Raw genomic sequence first — 23545 nt, forward strand, 5'->3', positions numbered from 1 at the left:
ATCCAGGAAAAACAACGAGTACATTCATAGTACAGACTCGTTTATCCAGGGTGAGTTACGACATTGTAGCAATGTCTCGTCAGGATGGTAGCTCACGATGGACAACCTAACTCGTTACGCACGAGGGCTTTTCGCCGTCCATTTCAATTGTAGAAGAGGTAACCCCATGTCGCGCTGGCAATTTATTCCCGTCACTTTCGGCTTAGTGCTCGCATTTGCCGCGGGTTCGTCGGCCGCCGATAAGTCGAATGATTACGGCATCCCTCAGGTCGCAAAGATCAACGAACAGATTCGCCTGGGCTGGGAAGACTACGGAATCACCCCTTCACCGGAAGAAATCGACACCGTTTGGGCTCGTCGGCTGTTCTTAGACGTGCTGGGGCGTGTTCCTTCGGTTGATGAACTGAACGAATTTCAGCGTGATCGCTCGAAAGATAAGAAGAAGGCACTTGTCGACAAACTGCTCTACGACGAGAAGTACACCGAAGAGTACGCCCGAAACTGGACCACTATCTGGACGAACGTTCTGATCGGTCGTAATGGCGGAACGGATAACAACTCGCAGATCAGCCGTCCTGGCATGCAGAAGTACCTGCGTGACAGCTTTGCTCGTAACAAGCCATACGATCAAATGGTGAAAGAGCTTGTCAGTGCGACAGGGGCCAATACGCCTGGGATGCCTGGCTTCAACGGTGCGGTCAACTTCTATATGGATAAGCTGGACGAAAACGGCGTCCAGGCAACCGCCAAAACGGCACAGATCTTCTTGGGCATGCAGGTGCAATGCACGCAGTGCCATAACCATCCGTTCAACGAATGGAAGCAAGAGAAGTTCTGGAACCTGAATGCGTTCTTCCGTCAAACGCGAGCACGCCGTGGCGAGATGCCAGCCGGTGGCGACGACAACATGCGAGCAATGACGCTCAGCAATGTCGACTTCATGGGCGAAGGCCGTAACATCAACAATGCAGAAATCTACTACGAACTACGTAACGGTTTGCTGAAAGTCGCCTATCCAGAATTTCTGGATGGCCAAAAGATTCCAACCAGCGGTCGCGTGAACGAAGTGAACCGCCGTGATGAACTTGCGAAGTTCATCACCGACTCGGAAAGTCTGCCGGAAGCGATCGCGAATCGTTACTGGGGCCACTTCCTCGGTTATGGTTTCACCAAGCCTGTGGATGACATGGGACCGCACAATCGTCCTACTCATCCTGAACTGATCAGCTACTTGGGCGAAGAAGTTCGTGGAAACAGCTTTAACTTGAAGGACCTGATCCGTTGGATCGCGCTGAGCGAAGCGTATGGTCTTTCCAGCCGAATCACTAAGGGGAATGCCCTGGATGATCCGACGGTGGGTGAACCACCTAAGTTCAGTCATTTCTATCTGCGTCAGATGCAGGCCGAACAACTGTACGAATCGCTGCTTGTAGCCACCGAAGCTCACAAGACTCGCGGCAGCTACGAAGCTCAGGAAAAGAAGAAGAGCGAATGGATGCAGCAGTTCGTCACCGCTTTCGGCACCGACGAAGGGGACGAAGCGACGACGTTCAACGGTACCATTCCTCAAGCGCTCATGATGTTCAATGGCGACTTGGTCATGGACGCTGTGAGCACCAAGCCTGGTAGCTTCATCCACACGATGGCTTCCGAAGGCCGCGATGGCAAGGAAGCGATTAATCACTTGTACATGGCAACGGTCGCTCGACGTCCGACACGCAACGAGCTGCAAGCTGCTAACTACTTGATTGGCGTTCATAAGGGCGACATGGCCAAAGCATTGCAAGATGTCTTCTGGGCCCTGCTGAACAGCAACGAGTTCATTTTGAATCACTAAACTTTCGACGTACTCCAACCAGTAACCACATCGCTGGCCCGAGTCGTCGGGCGCATCAATAAGGAACTTTTCTATGAGTATGACTCCTCAGGGGATGACCCGACGTCACTTCATGTCTCACATGGCTGGTGCTTCCGCAATGGTTGCTCCGTCGCTGATGATGGGAAGTGCCATTCAGGCCAACGCCCAAGAATTGAAGAAACGCGGCAAGAGCTGCATCATGCTGTGGATGGGTGGTGGTCCAAGCACGATGGACTTGTGGGACTTGAAGCCTGGTACGAACACCGGCGGTCCTTTCCGTCCCATCAGCACCAAGGGCGACGTGCAGATCTCGGAACACCTTCCGAAGGTCGCCCAGGTGATGGATAACCTCTCGATCGTTCGCTCGATGAGCACGCGTGAAGCGGATCACGGTCGTGGTCGTTACTACATGCACACCGGCTACGTTCCTAATCCAAACATCGAGCACCCAAGCTACGGTTCGGTGATCGCTCACGAATTGGCCAGCGACCACAACGAATTGGAAATTCCTCCATTCGTCTCCGTTGGTGGTGGTAGTGTCGGTCCAGGCTTCCTCGGAATGTCGTGGGCACCGTTCACTGTCAGCAGCAGCGGTCAGGTTCGTAACCTGGGTATGAAGGGCTGGGGCGATGAAACGCTGCAAAGCCGCTTGAGCATGCTGCAAATGATCGAACGTGGTTTCGTCAGCCAAGATCGCGGTCAGGCTGCCATGGATCATGCAAAGATCCTGGACAAGACCGTCAAGCTGATGACCAGCGATCAGATGAAGGCCTTCAAGGTGATGGAAGAGCCGGAAGAAATGAAGGAACTGTACGGTAACGATGGCTTCGGCCGTGGTTGCTTGCTGGCTCGACGTTTGGTCGAAGCAGGCGTTCCGTTCATCGAAGTTGACCTGGGCGGTTGGGATAACCACCAGAACATCTTCAACACCCTTTCCGACAACAAGCTGCCGGTTCTCGATCGTGCGATGAGCGCGTTGGTGACCGACCTCAAGCAGCGTGGCTTGCTCGAAAGCACCACGATCGTGTGGATGGGTGAATTCAGCCGTACCCCACGTATCAACGGCAACACCGGTCGTGACCACTGGGCTCGCAGCTGGAGCACGGTCGTCGGTGGTGGTGGTATCAACGGCGGTATCGCTGTCGGTGCGACCAGCTCGGATGGTACTCGCGTCGAAACGGAACCATACAGCTCGGAAGACCTGATGGCTACGGTTTGCCGTGCAATGGGTATCTCGCTTGATACAACGTTCACCAGCAAGAGCGGTCGTCCGATGAAGATCGCCAATGGTGGCAAAGTTATCAAGGAATTGGTCGCCTAGAAAAAGGTGAAAAAAGTTTCGCAGAGCGGGAAGAAAATCGAGACCTCACTGCGAACCTATTAATAACCAAGCAACATCAGCCCGTCGAAGTTGTTACTTCCTCGGGAAAAAGCCGGGTAAAACAGTCCCGGCGACATAATCCAACGAAGCGCGACGGTCGAAAGCCCCTGATTACCTCGTGGTAGTAAAGACTTTCGGCCGTGTTTCGTTTCTTGGGGAAGTTATTCCGAGAAGTTCGTTCGCAGGCTATTAATTATTTGCCAAGCGATCAGATAGTCTTGATCATTCGTTTGAGCTTTTCTTCAGAACATTTAGCTAGCTCAAACGCTTCCTTGCTTTTCTTCCAGCGTCGTGCGAAGACGCCCGGTCTTGCGGTCGCGACAGCTTTGCCACCAATGTTTCAGTCGAAGAATCTGAGCGCGGGGAGCTAACATCGGATAGTGTGTCATGCGACCAACGGTGGCAATTCGCGTCATCCAGCGACGTTTGGCCTCAAAAGAGCCTGGCCCCATATCGAGCGATACGTCCCCTCGCTCGAAGCTATCGCGAATCAGCATGGCCGTCAGCACGGTTCCCAGGCCATGTTCTCTTGCTTTAGGAGCATCGCCACGGCGCAGTCCGAAGATATGTCCGTGTGAGCAATAGTTGTAGCAGAATCCAACTGGTCGCCCATCGAAGTGCAAGATGGCCAAGTCGAGCATGCCTAGTTCTGTCGCAGCGATGTGACAGGACTTAATGTAGGCGCGAATCTGGCGATGCGAAATCGTGGTGCCTGTGGTTGAATGCCCTTGCCAGCTTTTCTCGGCGATTGCTGTAGCTTGGGTATACAAATCCCAGCGAGGATCGCAGTCCCCGGCTTCTTTGCCCTTGGGTCGATAACGCTCGAGATGAACCCGTCCGGTAAGATCGAATTTCTTTAACTTGCGGCGAATCTCGCTACGCAGCTTTGGACTGCGTGCCCGCAAATAGTCTTCCCAGTCTCCGTCGAAGTCGACGAACGCCGTTTCTTTCCAAACTCCTGGGTTCGCGGAGTAGCCTGCTTCGGTCATCGCGCTGCTGGTCAGATTGATCTCCATGTCTTCTTCTGCCAGCCAGCGCAGATCGATCATGTCCCAGTTTCGAGGAGTTTCCTGAACGTGCTGAAGCGCACGGCTTAATGTCTTTTGAGGGTTCTCAGCAAGCACGCTGAAGTGGGTTCCCCAGTCGGCCAGTGGATAAGTCAGAACGCGAACGCGCCCCAGACGTGTCGGCTCGTTCACAACAACCAGAGGTACGACCCCAACAAGTCGCTGCTCTTCCAATACAAGGATGACGCGCAGCGATTTACCTTCTCCGAAGTGCTTCCAATAGATTTGAAGCCATTCCAAGGTCTGGAAGAACGTCGCGCCGGGAGTCGATTCCCACAAGCGATGCCAGTTGCATCGCACGTAGGACAAATCCTGCGGCTCGTTAATTTCCAAAACACGAAGCATTGAAGCTGAGTCCTGAGATCGGGGCAGTTCATGGTGGCCGCGGTTCATGCAAACAGGGCCGCTCGACTCACTTCAACCTTATGCCGGGAAACAGATCAGGGCCGCCAGATGGTTGCGGTAATCCCCACCTCTCGGATGGATCTACGTTGCTAAAGCCGTTGCAATCGATACAAATAGAAGAGGCCTGCCGAGTGACTCACTCGACAGGCCTCTTTTGTAGGAACGAACTAAGCGAATTGCGAAGTTAGAACTGTGTTTCACCTGACGAGAAGCCAGGATTCACGGGGAACAAAGGAGCTCGCTTGGTCGGTGTTTCGCTCTCGATAGGACCAGCTTCCGGCGTCGCGACTTCCGAAACGTCGACGTCCAGTGCCTCCTCGGCCGGAGTCATGTCCGATTCGGCTGGAGATGCGTCTTCCATCGGTTCGGTGTCGGTTGTCTCGGCAGGCGATGTGTCAACGTCTTCTTCGGCCGCAGCCATTTCTGGCTTGCGAACCTCTTGCTGGGCATCGGTTCCCTGCGCGATACGCGGTTTGGAAGCGGCTGCTTCTTTGCCATTGTTTACGGAGATTGGTTTCGCCAGCACACTTTTGGCAAGCTCGACGGCCCCTTCCCCGTCAGGATATTCCTGGTACAGCGAGATGATACGACGGAAGATCTCGCGTCCTTCTTTCACTTCGCCCGAGAGAATCATTTCTTCGGCTTGCAGAACGAAGTCGTTCAGCGAAGACTGCTGGACGCCGCTTCGAACACGCAAATGCTGGAGAAGGTTAATCTCTTTTTGGGCGATCAAATGATAGGGACGGTTGTCGGTGGTATCAGGAAGTTCTTCCAGCATCTTGTCGTATTGATGCCACGCAGCAAGATGATTGCCGGCTTCTTCCAAGCCGCGTGCATTGGCCAAACGACGCTCGGCATCGCTTCGGAACTCGCGTCCCATACGTAGGCTGATTGCCAAGCGAGCCTCGGCGCGTTCTACGTGAATCATGTCGATCCAGCCGTGGGCTGTTTCGGCATACTCACTTTCAGGATAGCGATCTAGTAGCGGTTGAATGTAATTCGTTTCCGCCTCGCGCCACTTGGTGGTGTCTTCGGTCAGCATCAACGGTTCCGCTTTGGCGTAAAGCTGAGCGTCGTTTAGCGGGCGAAGCAGCCAAACCAGTGCACCAACTACCACGATCAACGCCAAACCGAGGAAGATTCGGCTGTTAAAGAACGAGCCACGTTCCTGGTATCTCGGCTTATGCAGAAGCTTTTCTGCCTCGCTCCGATCGATCCCGATATCGATGATGCTCTCGCGTCCATTGTTGCCAACCAACGCGTGTTCGATGGCGCTCATGCCTCGCGCGACGGCGTCTTGCGATTCGCGAAGACCAGCGGCGACCGCGTCGATATCAGATGGGCGACGGTCAGGCATCACTTCGATCATTCGCATGATGACGCGATCGAGCCAAACCGGACAGTCCAGTTCCAGCGACGCAGGGCGTTCGGGCAGTTTCCAACGCTCTTCACCCGAAGCGAGCGGGTTGAACGGCAATTTGCCGGTGATCATTTCGTACAGAACGCAGCCAAGCGAGAAGATATCGGTGGCGTCGTCGACGTACTGTGGATCTTCAAACTGTTCTGGCGAGAGATACTGCTGTCGGTCTTTCGGGAAGAGCAACAAGGAAGAACGTCGCCAGCGAGGATCAGCCCAAAAACTTGTCAGCTGAACTTTCAGCGGCTGGCGTGGATCTTTCAGACCATCGCCGGAAAGCAGGATGTGGGCCGGGCGAACATCAAGGTGATGGATGTTCATGTGATGGGCGGCCGCGAGCGCGGCACAAACCTGCAGGCCAATCTCAACCACCGTTTCCCACGGCAGTGGCCCATGCTGATCAAGATATTGTTGAAGGCTGATACCGTCCACAAAGTCGAGTGCAAAGAATGGAATCCCCTGATCGATGCCAGCGCCGTGATAGCGGACAATGTTGGGGTGATTCATCTTCATCAGCTGACGACTACGCTTTTCGAGCCGCCGCCGAGCACGAGGATTCTCTGCGTATCGTTCAGGCAGGATGCAAACGACCGCTTGGCGTTTTTGTTTTAGATGGAAGCCATGGAACACATGGCTGGAGGGGTCATTGCCGAGGCGGTTCTCCAGGGCAAATGGACCTAACTTGGATAGCTCAATCATCGATCGTTCCCTCAAATCGGTTAGGCATGCGAGGGGTCGCAATCATTTGGACGCGCGCGGAATAGTAATCGTTCGCCTCTTCTGCCAAAAGATTAAACCGAGCAAACCACACGCCAGATTCGAACAAAGTGTCAGGATTTCCCTGATACTCGCTATAAGCCGTTATGGCTGCCCGACTTCTTGCCGCAAAATAATTCGCATCGAACTTGACTAATATTTATGACTTGCTGTCGATCTGAGACGAATTGTCTCAAAATGAGCCAGTGTGGTCGTTCGGCAGTTTCTGTTGAGGCATTTCGCGAAAACGCGTAGAATCGCCCCGCTTCGGTTGCCTACGTTGCATCCGGTCCGCCGCAGCAATGACCCTGTCAAGGAAGACGCGTGTCATGAGTTCGCCCATTCGTCGGGAAGAAACCTCCCTGCCCCGTGCTCATTGGATTGAGCATGGCCAAGCTACGATTCGCCACGAAGCAGACGTCATGCTGCGCGTCGCGGATGCGCTTGACGATCGATTTGCTACGGCAGTCGAAATGGTGCTGCGTTGCCCCGGGGATGTGATCATCAGCGGCATCGGCAAAGCAGGTCATGTCGGAACGAAGCTGGCGGCCACTTTTGCATCGACAGGAACACGCAGTCACTTTCTTCATCCGGCCGAAGCGATTCATGGTGACCTGGGACGCGTTGGCGAACAAGACATTGTGATCATGTTGTCGCAAAGTGGCGAAACCGAAGAAGTCGTACGCTTGCTGCCGATGATCCACGGGTTGGGGGCTTCGCTGATTGCCATTACTTCGTCGGCCGAAAACACCTTGGGCAAAGCAGCGACAGTCGTCTTGGAATTGGGTGGCATTACGGAAGCTTGCCCGCTGAATTTAGCACCCACGGCAAGTACTGCCGCTATGTTGGCGATGGGCGACGCGTTGGCGATGACAGTCAGTCAGCATCGCGGTTTTCGTCCCGAAGACTTTGCCCGTTATCACCCCGGCGGAAGTCTTGGCCGTAAGTTGGCTTTCGTTGAAGAAAAGATGCGCCCGCTGGCTCAGTGTCGCGTTGCTTCCGATAAGCTTTCGATTCGCGACGTCTTCCAAAAGGTGCGCGTTACCGGGCGACGTACCGGAGCGGTGATGCTGGTCGACAACGCCGGGCGACTATCTGGGATCTTCACCGATAGCGATTTGGCGAGGCTCTTTGAACGAGACGACCTGGTCGATATTCATGCTCCGATTTCAACGGTGATGACAACGCACCCCAAGACCACCATCATCGGAACTCGATTTCAGGCGGCACTCAACCGCCTGGCGAATGAAAAAATCAGCGAGTTGCCGGTGATTGACGCCGACGGTCGGCCTCTTGGTATGTTGGATGTGACGGATATGGTGGGTCAGGTTCCTCGCGACGAAGATTCGTCGACGGGGCAAGCCGAACGACCGACCCTCAAAATTCGTTATCCGAACCAAGACGAACGAGAGGCGTAGATGAATCTGGAACAGCGATGCCAGGCGATCGAACTATTGTTGACCGATGTCGATGGTGTATTGACCGACGGCGGGGTCATATTGAACAACGAAGGCGTTGAGTCGAAGCAGTTTCACATCCGTGACGGTTTGGGATTCAAGCTGTGGCGGCAAGCAGGTTTTAAGTGTGGCCTGATTACTGGACGCAACTCGCAAGTAGTGCGGCTTCGAGCCCAAGAGCTGAGCATGGATATCGTCCGGCAAGGGATCCACGACAAAGCGACAGTGGCCGAGGAAGTACTTAGCAAGTTCAACCTGCAGCCAGAACAGTTAGCTTACGTCGGAGACGATTTGATCGACTTAGGCGTGATTCGACTGGCCGGACTTGGCATCGCCGTTGCGGATGCCGCTGAAGAAGTGAAAGCAACTGCCGACTACGTCACCCAGACGCCCGGCGGTAAAGGAGCCCTTCGCGAGGTTATCGAGATGATCCTCAAGGCGAAGAAAGTCTGGAATAACATCATTCAGACCTACTGATCACGGAAGGTTACATTGACGACCGCCATTCAGGAAGATAACTGGCAACCCCCAACACTCGTCGGGCAATCGATTCGAGTGGCGGTCGCGTTTGGCGTGATGGTAGCCATTGCCGTTGGTTATCAAATGTCGGTCGTCCAGTGGATCGAGCCGACGATCAAAGAAATCGAAAAACCCGCCAACACGTTCAGTGCGGCAGACTTCCTCGGTCAGCAGAAACAGAAGTTGGCCCTCTATTTCCCGCCGCGAAGCTGGCAGCTAGGTTCGACCAAAGTCCTTGAGAGCAACAATATCATGCTCTTGATGAAAGACTTTCACGAAGTGGGAGAGAACCAGCTTGAGCTTGAACCCCTGACGATTATCGCCTTCGAGTCGGATCAGGAACCGGAGAAGTGGAACAAGCCGGTCGTCGTGCTCAATGCAGAGCGAGCCATCCTGCAGTTCTCGGAATTGAATATCGCGTTCGGCAAAATCGGCGAATTGATGGGTGGCCAACTGCTCGGCAACGTTCAGATCACGCGTAAAAGTGCCGACGGACAGCATGAACCACTCGACGTGATCACGTCGGACGTGATGCTGGCCTCTAACCGAATTGAAACGAAAAAAGATGTGCAGTTCTTGATGGGTAAGCATCAAGGGAACGGCCGACATCTGATTGCACAGTTTGAAGAAGGCCCCAGCGGCGGTCAGAAAAAAGGACCGAACATCTCAGGGCTTTCGGTGCTCGAGTTGGTGCAAGTCGATCGAATTGTGCTATCGACCGAAGGCCGCGGCTTGCTTGGCAACGCTGCCGAGATGCCAGGAATGCGTGAGCAATCCAATCGAATGTACGCCTCGGCACCCGTCGAGATTCGTTGTCGAGGCCCCTTCGTGTTTGATGGTTCTCATCGCGTTGCTACGTTCCGCGATCAGGTACAAGTCCGCCGCTTGGTGGCCTCAGGCGTGACGGACGCATTGGAAGCCGACTTGCTGGAGGTCTATTTCCAAAAAGAGCTTGCTGACGAGGGGGATAGCGAACCGGTCGCAGCCGTCCCTGAAGGTGACGCTCAGCAGAAGATGGCCAAGCTAAAAATGCAGCGACTAGTGGCCGTCGGAAATCCGTTCACGTTGGACGCGACCAGCGTGGCGGCGCATGCCGAAGGAAAGCAGCTGATCTACGATTTGATCAAGAAGCGGATCGAGATCAAAGGTAATCCGAAAGCAATTCTGACGAAGGATAAGTACCGCTGCGAGTCACCTCACGTGATGTATGAACTAGGGGATAACGCTAGTCATTTGGGACGTGTCTGGGCAGCTGGACCAGGGATGTTCACAGGCAACTTGAACGAGAAAGACCCGACCGAGGTCAGCCGACTCGCGTGGACTGATCAGTTTCGTATCGAGCCACAAAACGGAGAATATGCCGTTGCCGTCGAAGGAGGCGCGACCGTCTCGACGCAGAAGAAGGGGCAGATATCGGGAGACAAGCTGTATGTCTTCCTTCAAGACGTAACACCTCCCGGCGAGAAAAAACAAAAGCTGATTCCCAGCCGGTTACATGGGATGGGACGAGTTGCGATCGACACGCCGCAGCTTGTCGGACGAACCAACGAGATTAAAACCTGGTTCCAGTTTGACGAACCTCAAGTCGCCCAAGCCAACGAGCCAGGCAAGTTACCGGCCGAGCCAACGAATCCCGCACCAATGCCGCCTGTGCAGAACGTAGGCAATCCTAGCCCTCAGCCCCCTTCACAGCCATCAGCGAAACCAGAAGATACGCCAGAAGAGAAGCCGACACGCTTTCGACTTTCGGGCGAGACGATTCAGCTGGTCGTCCGCTTTGATGGCGAGAAGTCTTATCTCGATTCGGCACAAATCTCTGGCCAGGTTCAAATGGCTGAGATGCCAGAAGGAGAAGGCCTGATCGATCCCTTTATGGTTCGTGGCAATGTCGTGCAGCTGTTAAATGCTTCCGACCAGAATGCCGAGATCCATGTCACCGGCGAGCCGGCAACCGTTTCCGGCCGCGGCTTGATCATGCGAAGCGGTCGCTTACTCGTGAATCAATTGCAGGGACGTGTTTGGACGGAAGGACCGGGGACGCTCGAGTTTCCTCTCGATCGCGATTTCCAAGGTCGTAAGTTGGCGACGTCTGAGTTCTTCAACGTTCAATGGCAAGGCAGTCTCCAAGCTCAGCACGATCAAATCACGTTTGACCGAGCTGTGCGAATTAAAGGACGGCGAAGTCAGCTCGATACGGCTCGACTAACGATTACACTCGATCGGCCAATCAACTTCGTCGATCCTGCTGCCAACAAGTCGCAGAATTCCAAACCCCTGAGCGCCAAGCAAGTGGAGTGTTCCGGCGGCGTTCAGCTTTGGAATCGAAACGTAGAAGAAGGAATCACTAAGTCGGTCGACCAGTTTGATGGAAAGACGCTTGCTATCAATCAGGTCACCGGCGATATCCATGCTCAAGGACCTGGCACGGCCAAGACGGTTATGCTTGGCGGTCCCTCAGGACAGATCCCCGGCCAGGCGGCTCCGATAAAGCCGGCTAACGAAAAGCAGCTGACTTTCCTACGGGTCGATTTTGTGAGTCATGTTTCCGGGAACGTTCATCGCAAGGAAGTTACCTTCCACAAAGTTGATCGAGCCTTTTACGGGCCGGTGAAAAACTGGGAAGATGAAATTAGCTTGCAGAATCCGGCCGCGATGAATGCTACGGATGTCACACTTCGTTGCGATCGCCTGACCGTGGTACAGCACCCAGAAAACTCGGCGCTCGGCGGCGCAGAGATTTTGGCAATGGGCAACAGCGAAGTTCAAGGAAAGATGTACAGTGCTTGGGCCGATCGTATCAGCTACTCGACGGAAAAGCATTTACTGACGATGAGTGGTAACGGTCGCAATGCGGCTCAATTGATTCACCAAAAACACATTGGTGGATCGCGGCAAGAATTGAAAGCCGGCAAGATTCAATACTGGCCAGAGACACGTCGATTCCAGATCGATGACGGTAAAGAGATCAACGTTTCTGGCATTCAGTCCAACGATATCAACTTGCCGAAGATCCCCGGCATTCGTTAACGCGTTGGGTTCTCGTACCAAATGACGCCTAAGTTCTCTCGTTCTTCACACGTCAGAACGTCCAGATCGCCATCGCCATCCAAGTCGATCAGTTGGAGAAGATCGAACTTGGTTCCTTCTTGATCGCCGCTAATCGGATGAGCGACCCACTTGTCCCTCTCCCGCTTTAGCCACATGACGCCATGCTTGTTTTGGGCATTCTCGCAACTGAATACCAAGTCCAGCGATCCGTTCATGTCGACGTCGACCGCACGAACCGATTTGCCCGTTCCCGCGTTGTCGGGAAGTGGGACTTCCTGTTCCTCGTACGCCAGATTTGTGCCGTCACGAAGAAAGAGCAACAAGCCTGCGTCACGTGTGGCGGTCAAAATGTCACGATCGCCGTCCTGATCGATGTCCGCGACATCTAAGAACATAACTTCGTGTTCACTGCCACCGATTAATTGGGGCGTGCCTGGCTTCTCATTATTGGCCATGTCGATCCAATAGATCCCAGGCTTATCCAGGCAGGGGGACGAATCATCCCAGGGATCTTTACGTCCTTTTCGTTCCGTCAGTAAGACGTCCGCGTGTCCGTCTCCGTTGATGTCTTCCGAGACCAGCGACATGATCCAGCCTGCATAGGCAATCTGCTCCCAGAACCACGAATAGTTGCCTGATTTATCGTGGTTTCGGACATATCGCCCGACAGATCCCATCTCGCCCTTCGAGCCGTTGATGATATCGGTTTCCGAACCATCCTTCCCCGGCCATGGCAGCGCGAACATCCACTTAGCACACTGCCCGTCGACGAGAGGATCGGTTCGCCAAGCTTCGGGATTCAAATAGTCTTCTGATTTTACAGGAGCCCAAGCGACGAAGGTCGTGCGTTGCTTCCCTTCGCACGAGATCACAACGTCGAACGCTCCATCTTCGTTCAGATCGGCAAACACGGCGTCTTCTACATTAGGGAAGTCACCGACAGTCACCGCTGGCCAAGCTTCGCGGACACTTGCATGGCCGGGGTGAAGATAGACACGGACAACACCTCCCTCTTCCCAGCCGGTACAAAGATCAGGAAGGCCGTCAGCGTTGACATCGCGAGGACGTACTCCGTCAGCTCCACGCGAACTGTTGTCGATGGTGTGCCGTTTCCAGGGCTCTTCCGCATCAACGCAAGTAGCAATAAGTACGAACAGGGCAGCAACGATCGAGCGACGAAGCATGGCGGCAGGTCCCAGGGTGAGGAAGCAAAAGCGATGGGGGAGAATCGCAACTTATCGCGCGATCTGTGCGTCGTCCAGAAATTCTGTCATCGCAAAAATCAGTCGGCGCACAAAAAAGCCTCGCAGCTAAATGCGAGGCAACTGTACGTTTGGTCGACAATCGAACGCGGCGTTTAGACAAGCCCTTGGCGAACAGCCCAAACGGCGGCTTGGGTTCGATCGGTAACATCAATCTTGCGAAGGATGTTTTGAACGTGTTCTTTAACCGTTTCGATACTGATGCTCAGCGATCGGCCGATTTCACGATTGCTTAAACCGAGAGCCAAGTGACGCAGCACTTGCATTTCGCGATTCGTCAGCGGGAATTCGCTGTTCTTCGCGTCGTGACGTTTGGCCATCGTGCCCTTAACGCGAGACATGATGCCGCCTTCCTGCTGCATGCCACCATTAGCTGCATTGTGGATCGCACCGACGATTTGTTCGCGGGGGGAGCCCTTAAGAACGTAATCGACGGCCCCTAACGCAACGCCGCGAGCGACATACGTTGGGTTATCGTAAGTGCTAAGCATCACGACGGGAGTGCCGGGAGAGTCTGCTTGAAGCTTTTCCAGGGCAGCCAGACCGTCCATTTCCGGCATTCGGATATCCATCAGCACAACGTCAGGCTTGTGCTGCAAAGTCTTTTCAATGGCGTCGTTGCCGTCGACGGCTTCCCCGACAACTTGGATGTCGGTGCCTCGGAACAGGCACGCCAGGCCGCTGCGGACGACTTCATGGTCGTCGACAACCAACACGTTAATGGACATAGGGACCTCTCAATTGGTACGAGCGTGGATGTTATGGGCGGCTTCTCGGAGCAGTATTCCCCACCCGTTGCGAGCCAAGACATTTTTTTTGAAATACCTAAAAACTCACTAACTGCATATCCGCGATAACCTTGCGTTTATCGGCGCTGCCTTGCCCCCATATTAACCCCCTCGAAAGGCATTTCCAGTGTGGTTAGCCGAGTTGCGCCCCTTTTTGCGCAGTTCCGCACCCGCTAAACATAGTAGTTCGCTGGTTTTTTGCCCTTTTAAGGGGCCAGATTGCAGCGCAACCGAAATTGCGGGTTGCCGCTGTTCCGCAATCAACGATGTCCGATGTCGCGAAAATGCCTCATTGTGTTGACCAGGGGGAATATGTGACCTAGATAAACTTGTGGATGTGGAGAAACCTCGACATGGCATTCCTGTCGTTGGTTCGGATGACATCCATTGAGAGATATAAACATCACCATTTCCCTGGATATTCCGGCCATGAACCAAGCACAGCTTCTATTAATCGACGACGACCGCCATGTCCTGGAATCGATGGGAAGTTGGCTGCGGGAAATCGGTTACGCCGTGGATCAGGCCGCCAATCTGAATCAGGCGATCGCACTGATCGACGACCGACGCTACGACTTGATCCTCGCCGACGTCCGTTTGGGAGATGAGGATGGTTTCGATGTGTTGCGTCATTGCCACACACATCATCCCGGCACTACGGTCATCATGATCACGGGATATGGAACGGTCGAAACGGGCATCGAGGCACTTCGAGCGGGCGCGTTCGACCTGCTGACGAAACCGTTGATCGACGAAGAGCTGGAAATGGCGATCCAGCGTGCCCTCTCGCAGCAGAAGGTCATGCAGGAGAATCAACAGCTCAAGCAGCAACTCGATCTGCGTTTCGGTCTGGAGAACATCATTGGGCACGACCATCGGATGCTTCGCATTTTCGATATGGTCGACAGCGTTGCCGATACACGGGCGACGGTGCTGATTACCGGGGAAAGTGGTACCGGTAAGTCGTTACTGGCCCGAGCCATTCATCGTCGCAGTATCCGTCGCGACCAGCCGTTCATTGAAGTGGCTTGCGGGGCCCTGCCAGAAAACTTGCTGGAGAGCGAACTGTTCGGTCACGTGGCCGGAGCATTTACCGGCGCTGTCGGCAATAAAGTTGGTAAGTTCAAAGCGGCCGATAAGGGAACGATCTTCCTGGACGAAATCGGCACCGCTCCGCAGAGCATGCAAGTTAAACTGCTTCGCGTGTTACAGGAGCTGCAGTTCGAGCCTGTCGGCGGCACCGAAACGGAAACAGTCGACACGCGTGTTGTTTTGGCGACCAACGAAAACCTGGCCAACCTCGTCGATCGTGGTGAGTTCCGCCAAGACTTGTTCTATCGCGTGAACGTTATCAACTTAGAGCTGCCGCCTCTTCGCGAACGCATTTCCGATATTCCACGTTTGGCAGATCACTTCCTGGCCGAAGTTTGCCAAGACACTGGCCGTCGCGTGCAAGGTTTTTCGAGCGAAGCGGTGGCTGCAATGCAGCGATACAAGTGGCCAGGCAACGTGCGAGAGTTGCAGAACGTTGTCGAACGTGCGGTCTTGCTGAGCAAGAACGAAGAGATCACGCCAGACGATATGCCTTCGTCGATTGCTTCCGGTGCGCCTGTTAGCGTCAGCCGCAGCACCGGCACCACGCTCAAAGAAGCCTTGGAAGGTCCGGAACGCCAGATCATTCGTGAAGTGCTGGAATCGAACGGCTGGAACCGCAATGAAACGGCCGATCAATTAGGCATCAATCGCACGACGCTCTACAAGAAGATGAAGAAGCTCGGTCTGGAGGAAGCTGGCCATTACCCGTCTGTCTAAGATCCCAAGTGTCAGGTGGCTTGCGCGACAACAGCGCAGGCCATTTTGGCAAAGTGGACAGAGCAGATCTCTGACAGCAGCGAATGCGTCTTTTCTAAAAATTCTTATTCCCGCCCGATTCGCTTAGGAATCTTACGCATCTATCAGTTCTGGTGCAGTCATCTACTTCGCACTACTGCAAGCGCATATTTCGGTATTAGTTGGCCTAATCTCTTGCTGCCAATCGGGGCTTGGCGAGCCATGACTGCGACCAATTGACGCTTCCCCTCCGGTTGACCCTCATTTTCGCGAAGTCGTATAATCCGGCTTTTCCTGCTCGACCGTTGCTAATTCCATCTGGAAGAAGTCGATGAAGATTCATGAGTTCCAGGCGAAAGAAATCCTTCGCCAAGCCGGGGTTGCTGTACCTCGTAGCATCGTTGCCAAGACTCCCGAAGAAGCGAGTGCCGCTTACACCGAACTAGGTGGCAAGATCGCCGTGGTGAAAGCTCAGATCCACGCCGGTGGTCGCGGTAAAGGGACCGTGAAAGACAACGCCGACCAGCGTGGCGTGCAGTTGGTCAAGTCGGCTGACGAAGCCGCAGCCGTTGCCAAGGGCCTCTTGGGTAAAGAACTGGTCACCATTCAGACCGGCCCAGAAGGCAAGCAAGTCAACCAAGTGTTGGTCGAAGAAGGCTGCGACATCGCTCGCGAACTGTATCTCGGCATCGTGCTCGACCGAGCCGCTAAGCTGCCGGTTCTGATGATGTCGAGCGAAGGTGGTACCGAGATCGAAGAAGTCGCCGCCGAAACGCCAGAAAAGATCTTCAAAGAACACTTCGACCCGAAACTGGGCCCGCAAAGCTATCAGGTTCGTAAGCTTTGTAAGAAGCTCGGCATCGAAGGCTCGGCCGTTCGAAGTGCCGAAAAGTTCATCAAGGGACTTTGCAAAGTCTATTCGGAAACCGACTGTGCGTTGGCCGAAATCAACCCGCTGGTCATCACCGGCGACGGTGGCATGATCGCCTTGGACTGCAAGATGACGTTCGACGAGAACGCCATGTTCCGCCACAAGGACATCGCCGAGTTGCGTGACCTTTCCGAAGAAGAGCCGGCGGAAGTTCGTGCCGGCAACACGGGCCTTAGCTATGTGAAGTTGGATGGCAACATCGGTTGCTTGGTCAACGGTGCCGGTCTCGCGATGAGCACCATGGACATCATCAAGCTGCACGGCGGCGAACCGGCCAACTTCCTGGACGTCGGCGGCGGTGCCAACGTCGATCAAGTCACCGAAGCGTTCAGTATTCTGCTGGACGACAAAAACGTGAAGGCCGTCCTGGTCAACATCTTCGGCGGAATCATGCGTTGCACGACGATCGCTGGAGCGTTGTTGGAAGCGTACAAGAAGCTCGACTTCAATGTGCCGTTGGTGGTTCGCCTGGAAGGTACCGAAGTGGAAGAAGGCCGCAAGATGCTCGCCGATTCCGGAATTGACATCATTATCGGTGACGGCCTGACCGACGCCGCGAAGAAAGTCGTCGCGACAGTAGCCTAACAAGGACGTTTTCAGTTTTCAGTGTTCAGCAAGACAAAAGCTGACGCGTTGGGACGAACTTCCGAAAACTGAAGACCTCAAAAATTGCCTTCGCTTGTCGGAGGCGACTAAACAGATCGAGAGCCATCCCGCTCTTCACTGAAAACTGAACACCGAAAACTGAAAACTAATCATGAGCATCCTAGTCAACAAAGAGACCAAGGTCATTTGTCAGGGCATCACCGGTAAAGTCGGTGAGTTCCACACCAAGGGCTGCAAGGAATACGGCACCAAGATGGTCGGTGGTGTCACGCCTGGCAAAGGTGGCCAAACGGTCGAAGGGCTGCCGGTTTGGGATACGGTCGAAGAAGCGGTGAAGGAAACCGGGGCGAACGCCACGATGATTTTCGTGCCGCCTCCGTTCACCGCCGATGCCATTCTGGAAGCGATCGACGCCGGCATCGACGTGATCTGTGCGATCACCGAAGGCGTGCCTGTCCTCGACATGGTTCCCGTTTACGAAACCGTCAAGAAGAGCAAGTCGGTCCTGATCGGTCCAAACTGCCCTGGTGTGATCACTCCGGAAGAATGCAAGATCGGCATCATGCCCGGCTACATTCATAAGAAGGGTCCCGTCGGCGTGATGAGCCGTAGCGGTACGCTGACGTACGAAGCCGTTTGGCAGCTGACCAATCTCGGTCTCGGCCAATCGACTTGCGTTGGTTTGGGTGGTGACCCGATCGTTGGGACTTCGTTTATCGACCTGCTGGAAATGTTCCAGAACGATGGCGACACTGAAGCGATCATGATGATGGGCGAAATTGGTGGTACGGCCGAAGAAGAAGCGGCTGCTTACATCAAGGAAAACGTCACCAAGCCTGTTGCCGCATTCATCGCCGGTCGTACGGCCCCTCCAGGCAAGCGAATGGGTCACGCCGGTGCGATCATCAGTGGCGGTAAGGGAACGGCCGACGAAAAATTCGCGGCCCTGCGTTCCGCTGGTGTCGAAATCGCAGAAAGCCCAGCCGACATGGGTACGGCTCTCAAGCGAGCGATCGAAAACCACAAGTAAGATCGCCGGTCGAACTTGCCTCGAAGAAAACCAAAGGACCACTGATTTCAGTGGTCTTTTTTTATGGAATGATGCCCCTATTGCGAGTGGATCTACCCCGCTGGGATGTGACATAATGCCACGGATCTTTTTCGGGGCGAGCTGCGTAAAAGCAGGTGCACGGCCGAAAAGGTCTACGGGTTCAGCAGCGGATAGGGCTCCGTTACCGCTGGGTTAAATGTGGTGAAGACCCACATTGGTCCTCAGACTGCTATAATGCAGGATTAGGCGGACCTTCCCTGCGACTTACGAGAGAGAGGCCATCGTGACGGGAATGGAAAAAGGACTAGCAGTCTCCCCAGGCATTTCGATTGGGGTGGCGTACTGCATTCTAGAGATCTTCGTGAATCCTGATCGAAAGCGGTTGGAAAAGCACGAAGTTCAAAAGGAGCTTGCGCGCTATGAACAGGCCCGAGAACGAACCGCGGTTGATTTAGCGGCACTGCAGTCCAAAGTCGAAAAGCAGATCGGCAAAAGCGAAGCCGCCATCTTCGCCGTGCACCAAACCATTCTGCGCGATCCGGCATTCACCAACAAAGTTCGTCACTGGATCGTAGAAGAGCATCTGACTGCTTCGGCTGCACTGCACCGTTTGATGGAGCAGTACACTTCGCTGTTCGCCAAGACTGGGGACGAGTATCTGCAGGAGCGGCTCAACGACATTCGTGACGTCGTTGTTCGATTGAGTGCGTATCTCTCGGATGTCTTGGACGAATCGGAAGAGTCGGGGCTCAGTGGGCCGTTGATCGTCATCGCCGATGAACTTCTCCCGTCGCAAGCGGTTGCTTTGGGGGAAGCGGATGTGCGTGGGATCGTGACTCAGGCCGGTAGCCAAACCAGTCACGCGGCGCTGATTGCCCGAAGCCGCGGCATTCCCGCCGTCAGTGGCGTCGGTGGCATTCTCCGGAAAGTGAAGACCGGGGATACGGTCGTTGTGAATGGCAGCGAAGGGATTGTCTCGATCAATCCTGAAGCGGAAGAGCTCGCCGCTTATCGCAAATTAGAGCGGGAGTTCTTTCATCTTAAAGATCAGCTGGCTGCCAATCGCCATCACCCGGCCGTCACGCGAGATGGTACGCCGCTGAAGTTGCTGGCCAATATCAACAACGTCAAAGACGTTGAAGCGGCCGTGGCTATGGGGGCTGCTGGCGTTGGACTGTACCGCACTGAGTACCTATATCTGACGCACGAGAATGTCCCGGACGAGGATGAACAGTACGAAGTTTATAAGGAAATCTTGCAGAAGACGCCGCATCATTATGTGACGATTCGTACGCTTGATATCGGTGGTGATAAAACTGTTGCCTATCTCGGGCACAACCATAACGAGGCCAATCCGTTCATGGGTTGGCGAAGCATTCGGCTTTCGTTCGAGCACCCCGAGTTCTTCCTTTCGCAGCTGAGGGCCATCATGCGCTGTGCCGCTGATCTGCCGGACGGGAAGGAAGGGGAAGTGAATATGCTCTTCCCGATGATCACCAACGTCGAAGAGATGCGGAAAGCGAATCACCTTGTTCGCAAAGCCGAGAAGTCGCTCGACGAACGGGGCGTGCCGCGAGGGAAAGTCAAAGTCGGGATGATGCTGGAAGTCCCCGCCGCGGCCATGACGATTCATCACTTGTTAGAGCTGGTCGATTTTGTCTCGATTGGGTCGAACGATTTAGTGCAGTATCTGACCGCTGCCGATCGCGACAATCCCAAAGTCAGCGGCTTGTGTCAGCCACTTTCACCCGCCGTGGTTATGACGCTTAAGAACGTTATCGAGGCGTGCAACAACGCCGGCAAACCGGTTACTCTATGTGGCGAAATGGCTGGTCAGCCTCGGGCGTTTCTCCTGCTTCTGGGGATGGGACTGCGTAGCTTCAGCATGAGCCCTGCGTTTATCCCCACCATCAAGGAGTTGGCCATTCTGACAACGGTCGAGCATGCTGAGCGAGTCGTCCAGAAGGTGGTCGAAATGAAGACAACTAATCAGGTGAAACGCTTTCTACGAATGGAATTAGAGGCCATTTCCCCCGAGTTGGCCCGTCTAGACACCGAATAAGCTGGTATTGGATGCTATTGGTATCGATTTTGCAGTGTGGGCGGTCTAGCGTGAATGGCGAGTTCTGGAAAAATGGGATGAGCTCGCCCCCGATACGCGATCGTTGAGCTACACTTTCGCGTCTCTGGACAAGATCGATAGAAAGAAAGGTTTTACAATGGCTCCCACAGCACGAAAGAACATCCTCTGCAGCTTGGCCCTCGTGGCCGCAATCTGGTTCGGTTTTCAGGCAACCAACGTCGATGGTATGACGCGATCGCAGTATCGCTCCCACGTGCGTTCGATGAACATCCTGGAACGACCTAACCGCTTCGGTCACGTGTACGGCAACAACGTCCGTCGCGTCCACCACTGGCGACATGGTCGCTAAGCCGCGATCGGTTTGCCAAGCAAGACAGCTGAAAATGGCCGCGTCACTAACGACGCGGCCATTGTTCGTTTCTTGAGGGAACAAGGCTTTCTAAAACTGCCGCGGACGACCAGCTGGGCGAATTTTCACCGGGCGCGATTCCACTACCGGAGGCTGCACTTCGTACGATTCATAGCGGCGGACCGACCAGCCTGGTTCTTCGGCATGCAAAACGGGTAACGGGATTTGCGGACGGACCGGAACCGCAGCAAAATCTGGGTGACGGCCAAAGTACGGATCGAGCAGGTCATACCCGTACAGGTCGATATACACTTGATCGAAGGCGTCTTGTAAGTTTCGCCAGTCTTGCATTCGCGGATTGCCCTGCTTCCAGTCGGATGCGTTATTGATGGTGTACTCAACAACTTTGTACCGCTGGATGACCGGATCGAACGCATGCTGTAGGGCATAGTAGCTGCCTTGCCGTTGAGCCAGCCGCGTAAACTTCTCCGATTCGTTGGCCAAGTCTTTCAATGCCGCGTTAAGGGTTTGCATCTGAGTATCGTACGAAGCAAGCTTCTTTGCTTTATGCTCCAGTACCAACGCGTCGGCGGCCATGTTGCCGCGGCGAATGAAAACGTTCTGGCCCATTACTTCCGCACAAAGAACACCCAGGATAGGAAGCAGCAGAAACGAGATTGTTGCGCGTCGCATCGAATTAGCCTTGGGTCATGGGGCGACAAATTCCGAGGTTTCTTTCATTCTAAGAACGAGTTGTCCGCGGAGCCAAGAAAAAATGAAAGGCGTGCGACAGGCTATCGCACGCCTTTCCGTCGAGTACACCCTCGACTATTTCATCGCGGCTTTCAGCATGTGGGCCCAAGGAGGGGCACCACCGCCGATCTGCACGCTGATTTTGCCTTTGTGGCTGCCAAAGCTGATGCCTGGCTGTGGGTAAGGACGCGGACGTGGCTGGTGGTAGCCATGTCCTGGTCGGTAGCGGTGATCGTGGATGGAACCGTGGCCGTGATGAACATGGCCGACGCTGCAGTGGTATTGGATGTAACCGCAGTGACTTTCGTACAAGTCGAAGTAGATTCGGTCGAACGCACGTTCGACGTCAGCCCAACTGCTCAGCACGTGACGATCTGGTCGATGGCAACCGTGCCAGGCTCGGCGGAATTCGGTCTGCACGTGTCGCATCTCACGCGAAACTTCCTCGAAGTCATGACGCAGGTGGGAAAGACTTCCACCGCGACGAGCCGTATCGCAGAAGTGATCGACTTCTCGTAGCAAAGCCTTTGCTTCTCGGGACAGACGCGAGAACCCTTCGTGGTAACGAGCTTCCCGATAGAAGTCCTCGGTGGCGTGATGCAAGTGTTCGATGTCATCGACCAGGCGATGACGATGTGCCCAGTGGCCAGCTTCCGCCGTGGAAGCCATCGAGAAGAGTGCCGTTCCTAAAATTCCGCTCCAAAGCAAAGTCTTCGTCAACATGATTCATACCCCGAATTTACGTGTGAGTTTGGTAACTCGTTGTCCTTTGGTTAAGTGCCAGCGATGACTTGCTGGCAACGCTAGGACTAAAGGCAGCAGGGATGCCAAAACGTTAGAAAGACTTAGCAGGAAATCGCTAAGATGTTGGCATTTATAGAGATAGTGAATTTCAAGAAAAAGCGGTCTGGGGTAACTCTACGGCAGGCCACTTGGTTTGTTATCGAAGTGATAACGCCCGTCTCAGGCTTTGTTTCCGAGGGTACCTGCTTACTTCTTGCGAGGCTTCTTCAGCACGATCACAGGGCAATGGGCCAGGCGGATCACACGGTCTGCCACCGAACCGACGAGCACACGCATGATCGAGGATCGACCGTGCGATGGGATCAGGATCGAGTTGGCTTGCACTTGTTCGGCGTAGTGACAGATCTGTTCGCCAGGGTCGCCAAAGGCGATGGTAATCTTCAGGTCTTTGTACTTTTCGTCGGACAGTTCTTTGCGAATGGCCTGGGTGGCGTGATGAGTGCGCGTGTTCTCGTCGACGGTGTGCCAGACTTCGCCGGGATCGGCGGGGGAAAGCTCGCCGAGGACATGAATCAGGTGGACTCCCTCGCTTGATCCCAGCAAGGAAACGGCCATATCGACTCCTTCCTTCGAGTCTTCGGAAAAGTCATAAGGAACGACAACCGGAGGTTTCGAGATCCAAGTCATGGCAGCTTCCCTTTCATGGTGCGCAGGAACTAGTTACTTCGTTGCTGCGACTTATGTTAGCCGACCGTTGCGGCGTGCAACAGTCATTCGTCTTCATCCATCAAATGCAGGCCGCGGCGAACAAACGCCAGCTCTTCCTGCTCGTGCTTTTTCATTTCGGCAGCGAAATCATGGAAGTGAACTTTCCACTGGGCGGTGACCCCACTTCCGTCGAGTTCCCGCGTCAGACGATCGATGTAAGCGAGCAACATTCGATGAGCCGTTTCCATCTGCCGTGTGGCCGAGCACATGTGCGGATGCTGGGCACAGATCTCGTCGAAGCAGCCCCCTTCTTCTTCCTGAAAGTGCTTCGTCATCAGCTGGCGAAGTTGCGAAAGTCGACGTGAAAGCTCGGTCGTTGTGATCGACTTCGACGTGTCTTGCAGGCTCCGTTGCAGATCGTGGATCGCACACGCGAGCCCTTCGTGTTCAAAGGTGAAGTGAAGGTAGAAGGGCCGATTCCCTCCTGTCAGATAGCTATTGTCGGTCATCGCACACCTCCTTCCCCTTCGGG

At 54.4% G+C, this 23545-nt stretch carries 18 protein-coding genes; 10 read left to right on the plus strand and 8 right to left on the minus strand.

Going from position 1 to position 23545, the window contains the following annotated elements; all coding sequences use genetic code 11:
- The first annotated feature begins 166 nt into the window (after positions 1-166).
- Both LA756_RS18630 and LA756_RS18635 read left to right on the plus strand, forming a co-directional pair.
- Positions 167-1837, plus strand: coding sequence for a DUF1549 domain-containing protein (locus LA756_RS18630; RefSeq protein ID WP_224436236.1), 1671 nt, complete (start codon positions 167-169; stop codon positions 1835-1837).
- 73 nt (positions 1838-1910) lie between these two features.
- A complete protein-coding gene (locus tag LA756_RS18635; protein ID WP_224436237.1) occupies positions 1911-3179 on the plus strand; it encodes a DUF1501 domain-containing protein in 1269 nt (422 codons plus the stop codon).
- 320 nt (positions 3180-3499) lie between these two features.
- On the opposite strand, the gene LA756_RS18640 is transcribed toward LA756_RS18635, so the two are convergent.
- On the minus strand, positions 3500-4651 hold the full coding sequence (locus LA756_RS18640) for a GNAT family N-acetyltransferase (protein WP_224436238.1): 1152 nt from the start codon (positions 4649-4651) through the stop codon (positions 3500-3502).
- Between the two features lie 244 nt (positions 4652-4895).
- Positions 4896-6827, minus strand: a complete 1932-nt coding sequence (locus LA756_RS18645; RefSeq protein WP_224436239.1) for a serine/threonine-protein kinase — start codon at positions 6825-6827, stop codon at positions 4896-4898.
- A 386-nt stretch (positions 6828-7213) separates the two neighbouring features.
- Here LA756_RS18645 and LA756_RS18650 point away from each other — a divergent pair, with 386 nt between their 5' ends.
- The 3 genes from LA756_RS18650 to LA756_RS18660 are packed head-to-tail and all read left to right on the plus strand — an operon-like array spanning position 7214 to position 11887.
- Positions 7214-8302 carry an SIS domain-containing protein gene (locus tag LA756_RS18650; protein WP_224436240.1) on the plus strand — a complete coding sequence of 363 codons (1089 nt, stop codon included), beginning with the start codon at positions 7214-7216 and terminating at the stop codon, positions 8300-8302.
- Complete coding sequence (locus LA756_RS18655; protein ID WP_224436241.1) at positions 8303-8818, plus strand: HAD family hydrolase; 516 nt, start codon at positions 8303-8305, stop codon at positions 8816-8818.
- 15 nt (positions 8819-8833) lie between these two features.
- A complete protein-coding gene (locus LA756_RS18660; RefSeq protein WP_224436242.1) occupies positions 8834-11887 on the plus strand; it encodes a hypothetical protein in 3054 nt (1017 codons plus the stop codon).
- Here LA756_RS18660 and LA756_RS18665 read toward each other — a convergent pair.
- Together LA756_RS18665 and LA756_RS18670 are read right to left on the minus strand one after the other, a co-directional pair.
- Complete coding sequence (locus LA756_RS18665; RefSeq protein WP_224436243.1) at positions 11884-13092, minus strand: VCBS repeat-containing protein; 1209 nt, start codon at positions 13090-13092, stop codon at positions 11884-11886. The two genes, LA756_RS18660 and LA756_RS18665, sit on opposite strands and share 4 nt — an antisense overlap.
- A 173-nt stretch (positions 13093-13265) precedes the next feature.
- The gene (locus LA756_RS18670) at positions 13266-13898 is read right to left on the minus strand and encodes a response regulator transcription factor (protein WP_224436244.1); all 633 of its coding nucleotides are present in this window, start codon (positions 13896-13898) and stop codon (positions 13266-13268) included.
- Positions 13899-14387: 489 nt separating this feature from the next.
- Between LA756_RS18670 and LA756_RS18675 the strand changes: the two genes are divergently transcribed.
- From LA756_RS18675 to LA756_RS18695, 5 genes are all read left to right on the plus strand, one after another.
- A complete protein-coding gene (locus LA756_RS18675) occupies positions 14388-15770 on the plus strand; it encodes a sigma-54 dependent transcriptional regulator (protein WP_224436245.1) in 1383 nt (460 codons plus the stop codon).
- 349 nt (positions 15771-16119) lie between these two features.
- Positions 16120-17304: an ADP-forming succinate--CoA ligase subunit beta gene (sucC, locus tag LA756_RS18680; RefSeq protein ID WP_224436246.1), complete on the plus strand. Its 1185-nt coding sequence runs from the start codon at positions 16120-16122 to the stop codon at positions 17302-17304.
- Positions 17305-17476: 172 nt separating this feature from the next.
- On the plus strand, positions 17477-18355 hold the full coding sequence (sucD, locus tag LA756_RS18685) for a succinate--CoA ligase subunit alpha (RefSeq protein WP_224436247.1): 879 nt from the start codon (positions 17477-17479) through the stop codon (positions 18353-18355).
- A gap of 313 nt (positions 18356-18668) precedes the next feature.
- Positions 18669-20438 (plus strand): phosphoenolpyruvate--protein phosphotransferase, encoded by a 1770-nt coding sequence (gene ptsP, locus LA756_RS18690; RefSeq protein WP_224440404.1) that lies wholly within the window; start codon positions 18669-18671, stop codon positions 20436-20438.
- A gap of 157 nt (positions 20439-20595) precedes the next feature.
- The gene (locus LA756_RS18695; protein WP_224436248.1) at positions 20596-20808 is read left to right on the plus strand and encodes a hypothetical protein; all 213 of its coding nucleotides are present in this window, start codon (positions 20596-20598) and stop codon (positions 20806-20808) included.
- A gap of 90 nt (positions 20809-20898) precedes the next feature.
- Here LA756_RS18695 and LA756_RS18700 read toward each other — a convergent pair whose 3' ends face one another.
- From LA756_RS18700 to LA756_RS18715, 4 genes are all read right to left on the minus strand, one after another.
- The gene (locus LA756_RS18700; protein ID WP_224436249.1) at positions 20899-21501 is read right to left on the minus strand and encodes a hypothetical protein; all 603 of its coding nucleotides are present in this window, start codon (positions 21499-21501) and stop codon (positions 20899-20901) included.
- Positions 21502-21636: 135 nt separating this feature from the next.
- Positions 21637-22284 carry a hypothetical protein gene (locus LA756_RS18705; RefSeq protein WP_224436250.1) on the minus strand — a complete coding sequence of 216 codons (648 nt, stop codon included), beginning with the start codon at positions 22282-22284 and terminating at the stop codon, positions 21637-21639.
- A 267-nt stretch (positions 22285-22551) separates the two neighbouring features.
- Positions 22552-22992: a universal stress protein gene (locus tag LA756_RS18710; RefSeq protein ID WP_224436251.1), complete on the minus strand. Its 441-nt coding sequence runs from the start codon at positions 22990-22992 to the stop codon at positions 22552-22554.
- 83 nt (positions 22993-23075) lie between these two features.
- Positions 23076-23522 (minus strand): hemerythrin domain-containing protein, encoded by a 447-nt coding sequence (locus LA756_RS18715; RefSeq protein WP_224436252.1) that lies wholly within the window; start codon positions 23520-23522, stop codon positions 23076-23078.
- Positions 23523-23545: the final 23 nt, after the last annotated feature.

This window comes from Bremerella sp. TYQ1 (assembly GCF_020150455.1).
GTDB lineage: Bacteria > Planctomycetota > Planctomycetia > Pirellulales > Pirellulaceae > Bremerella > Bremerella volcania_A.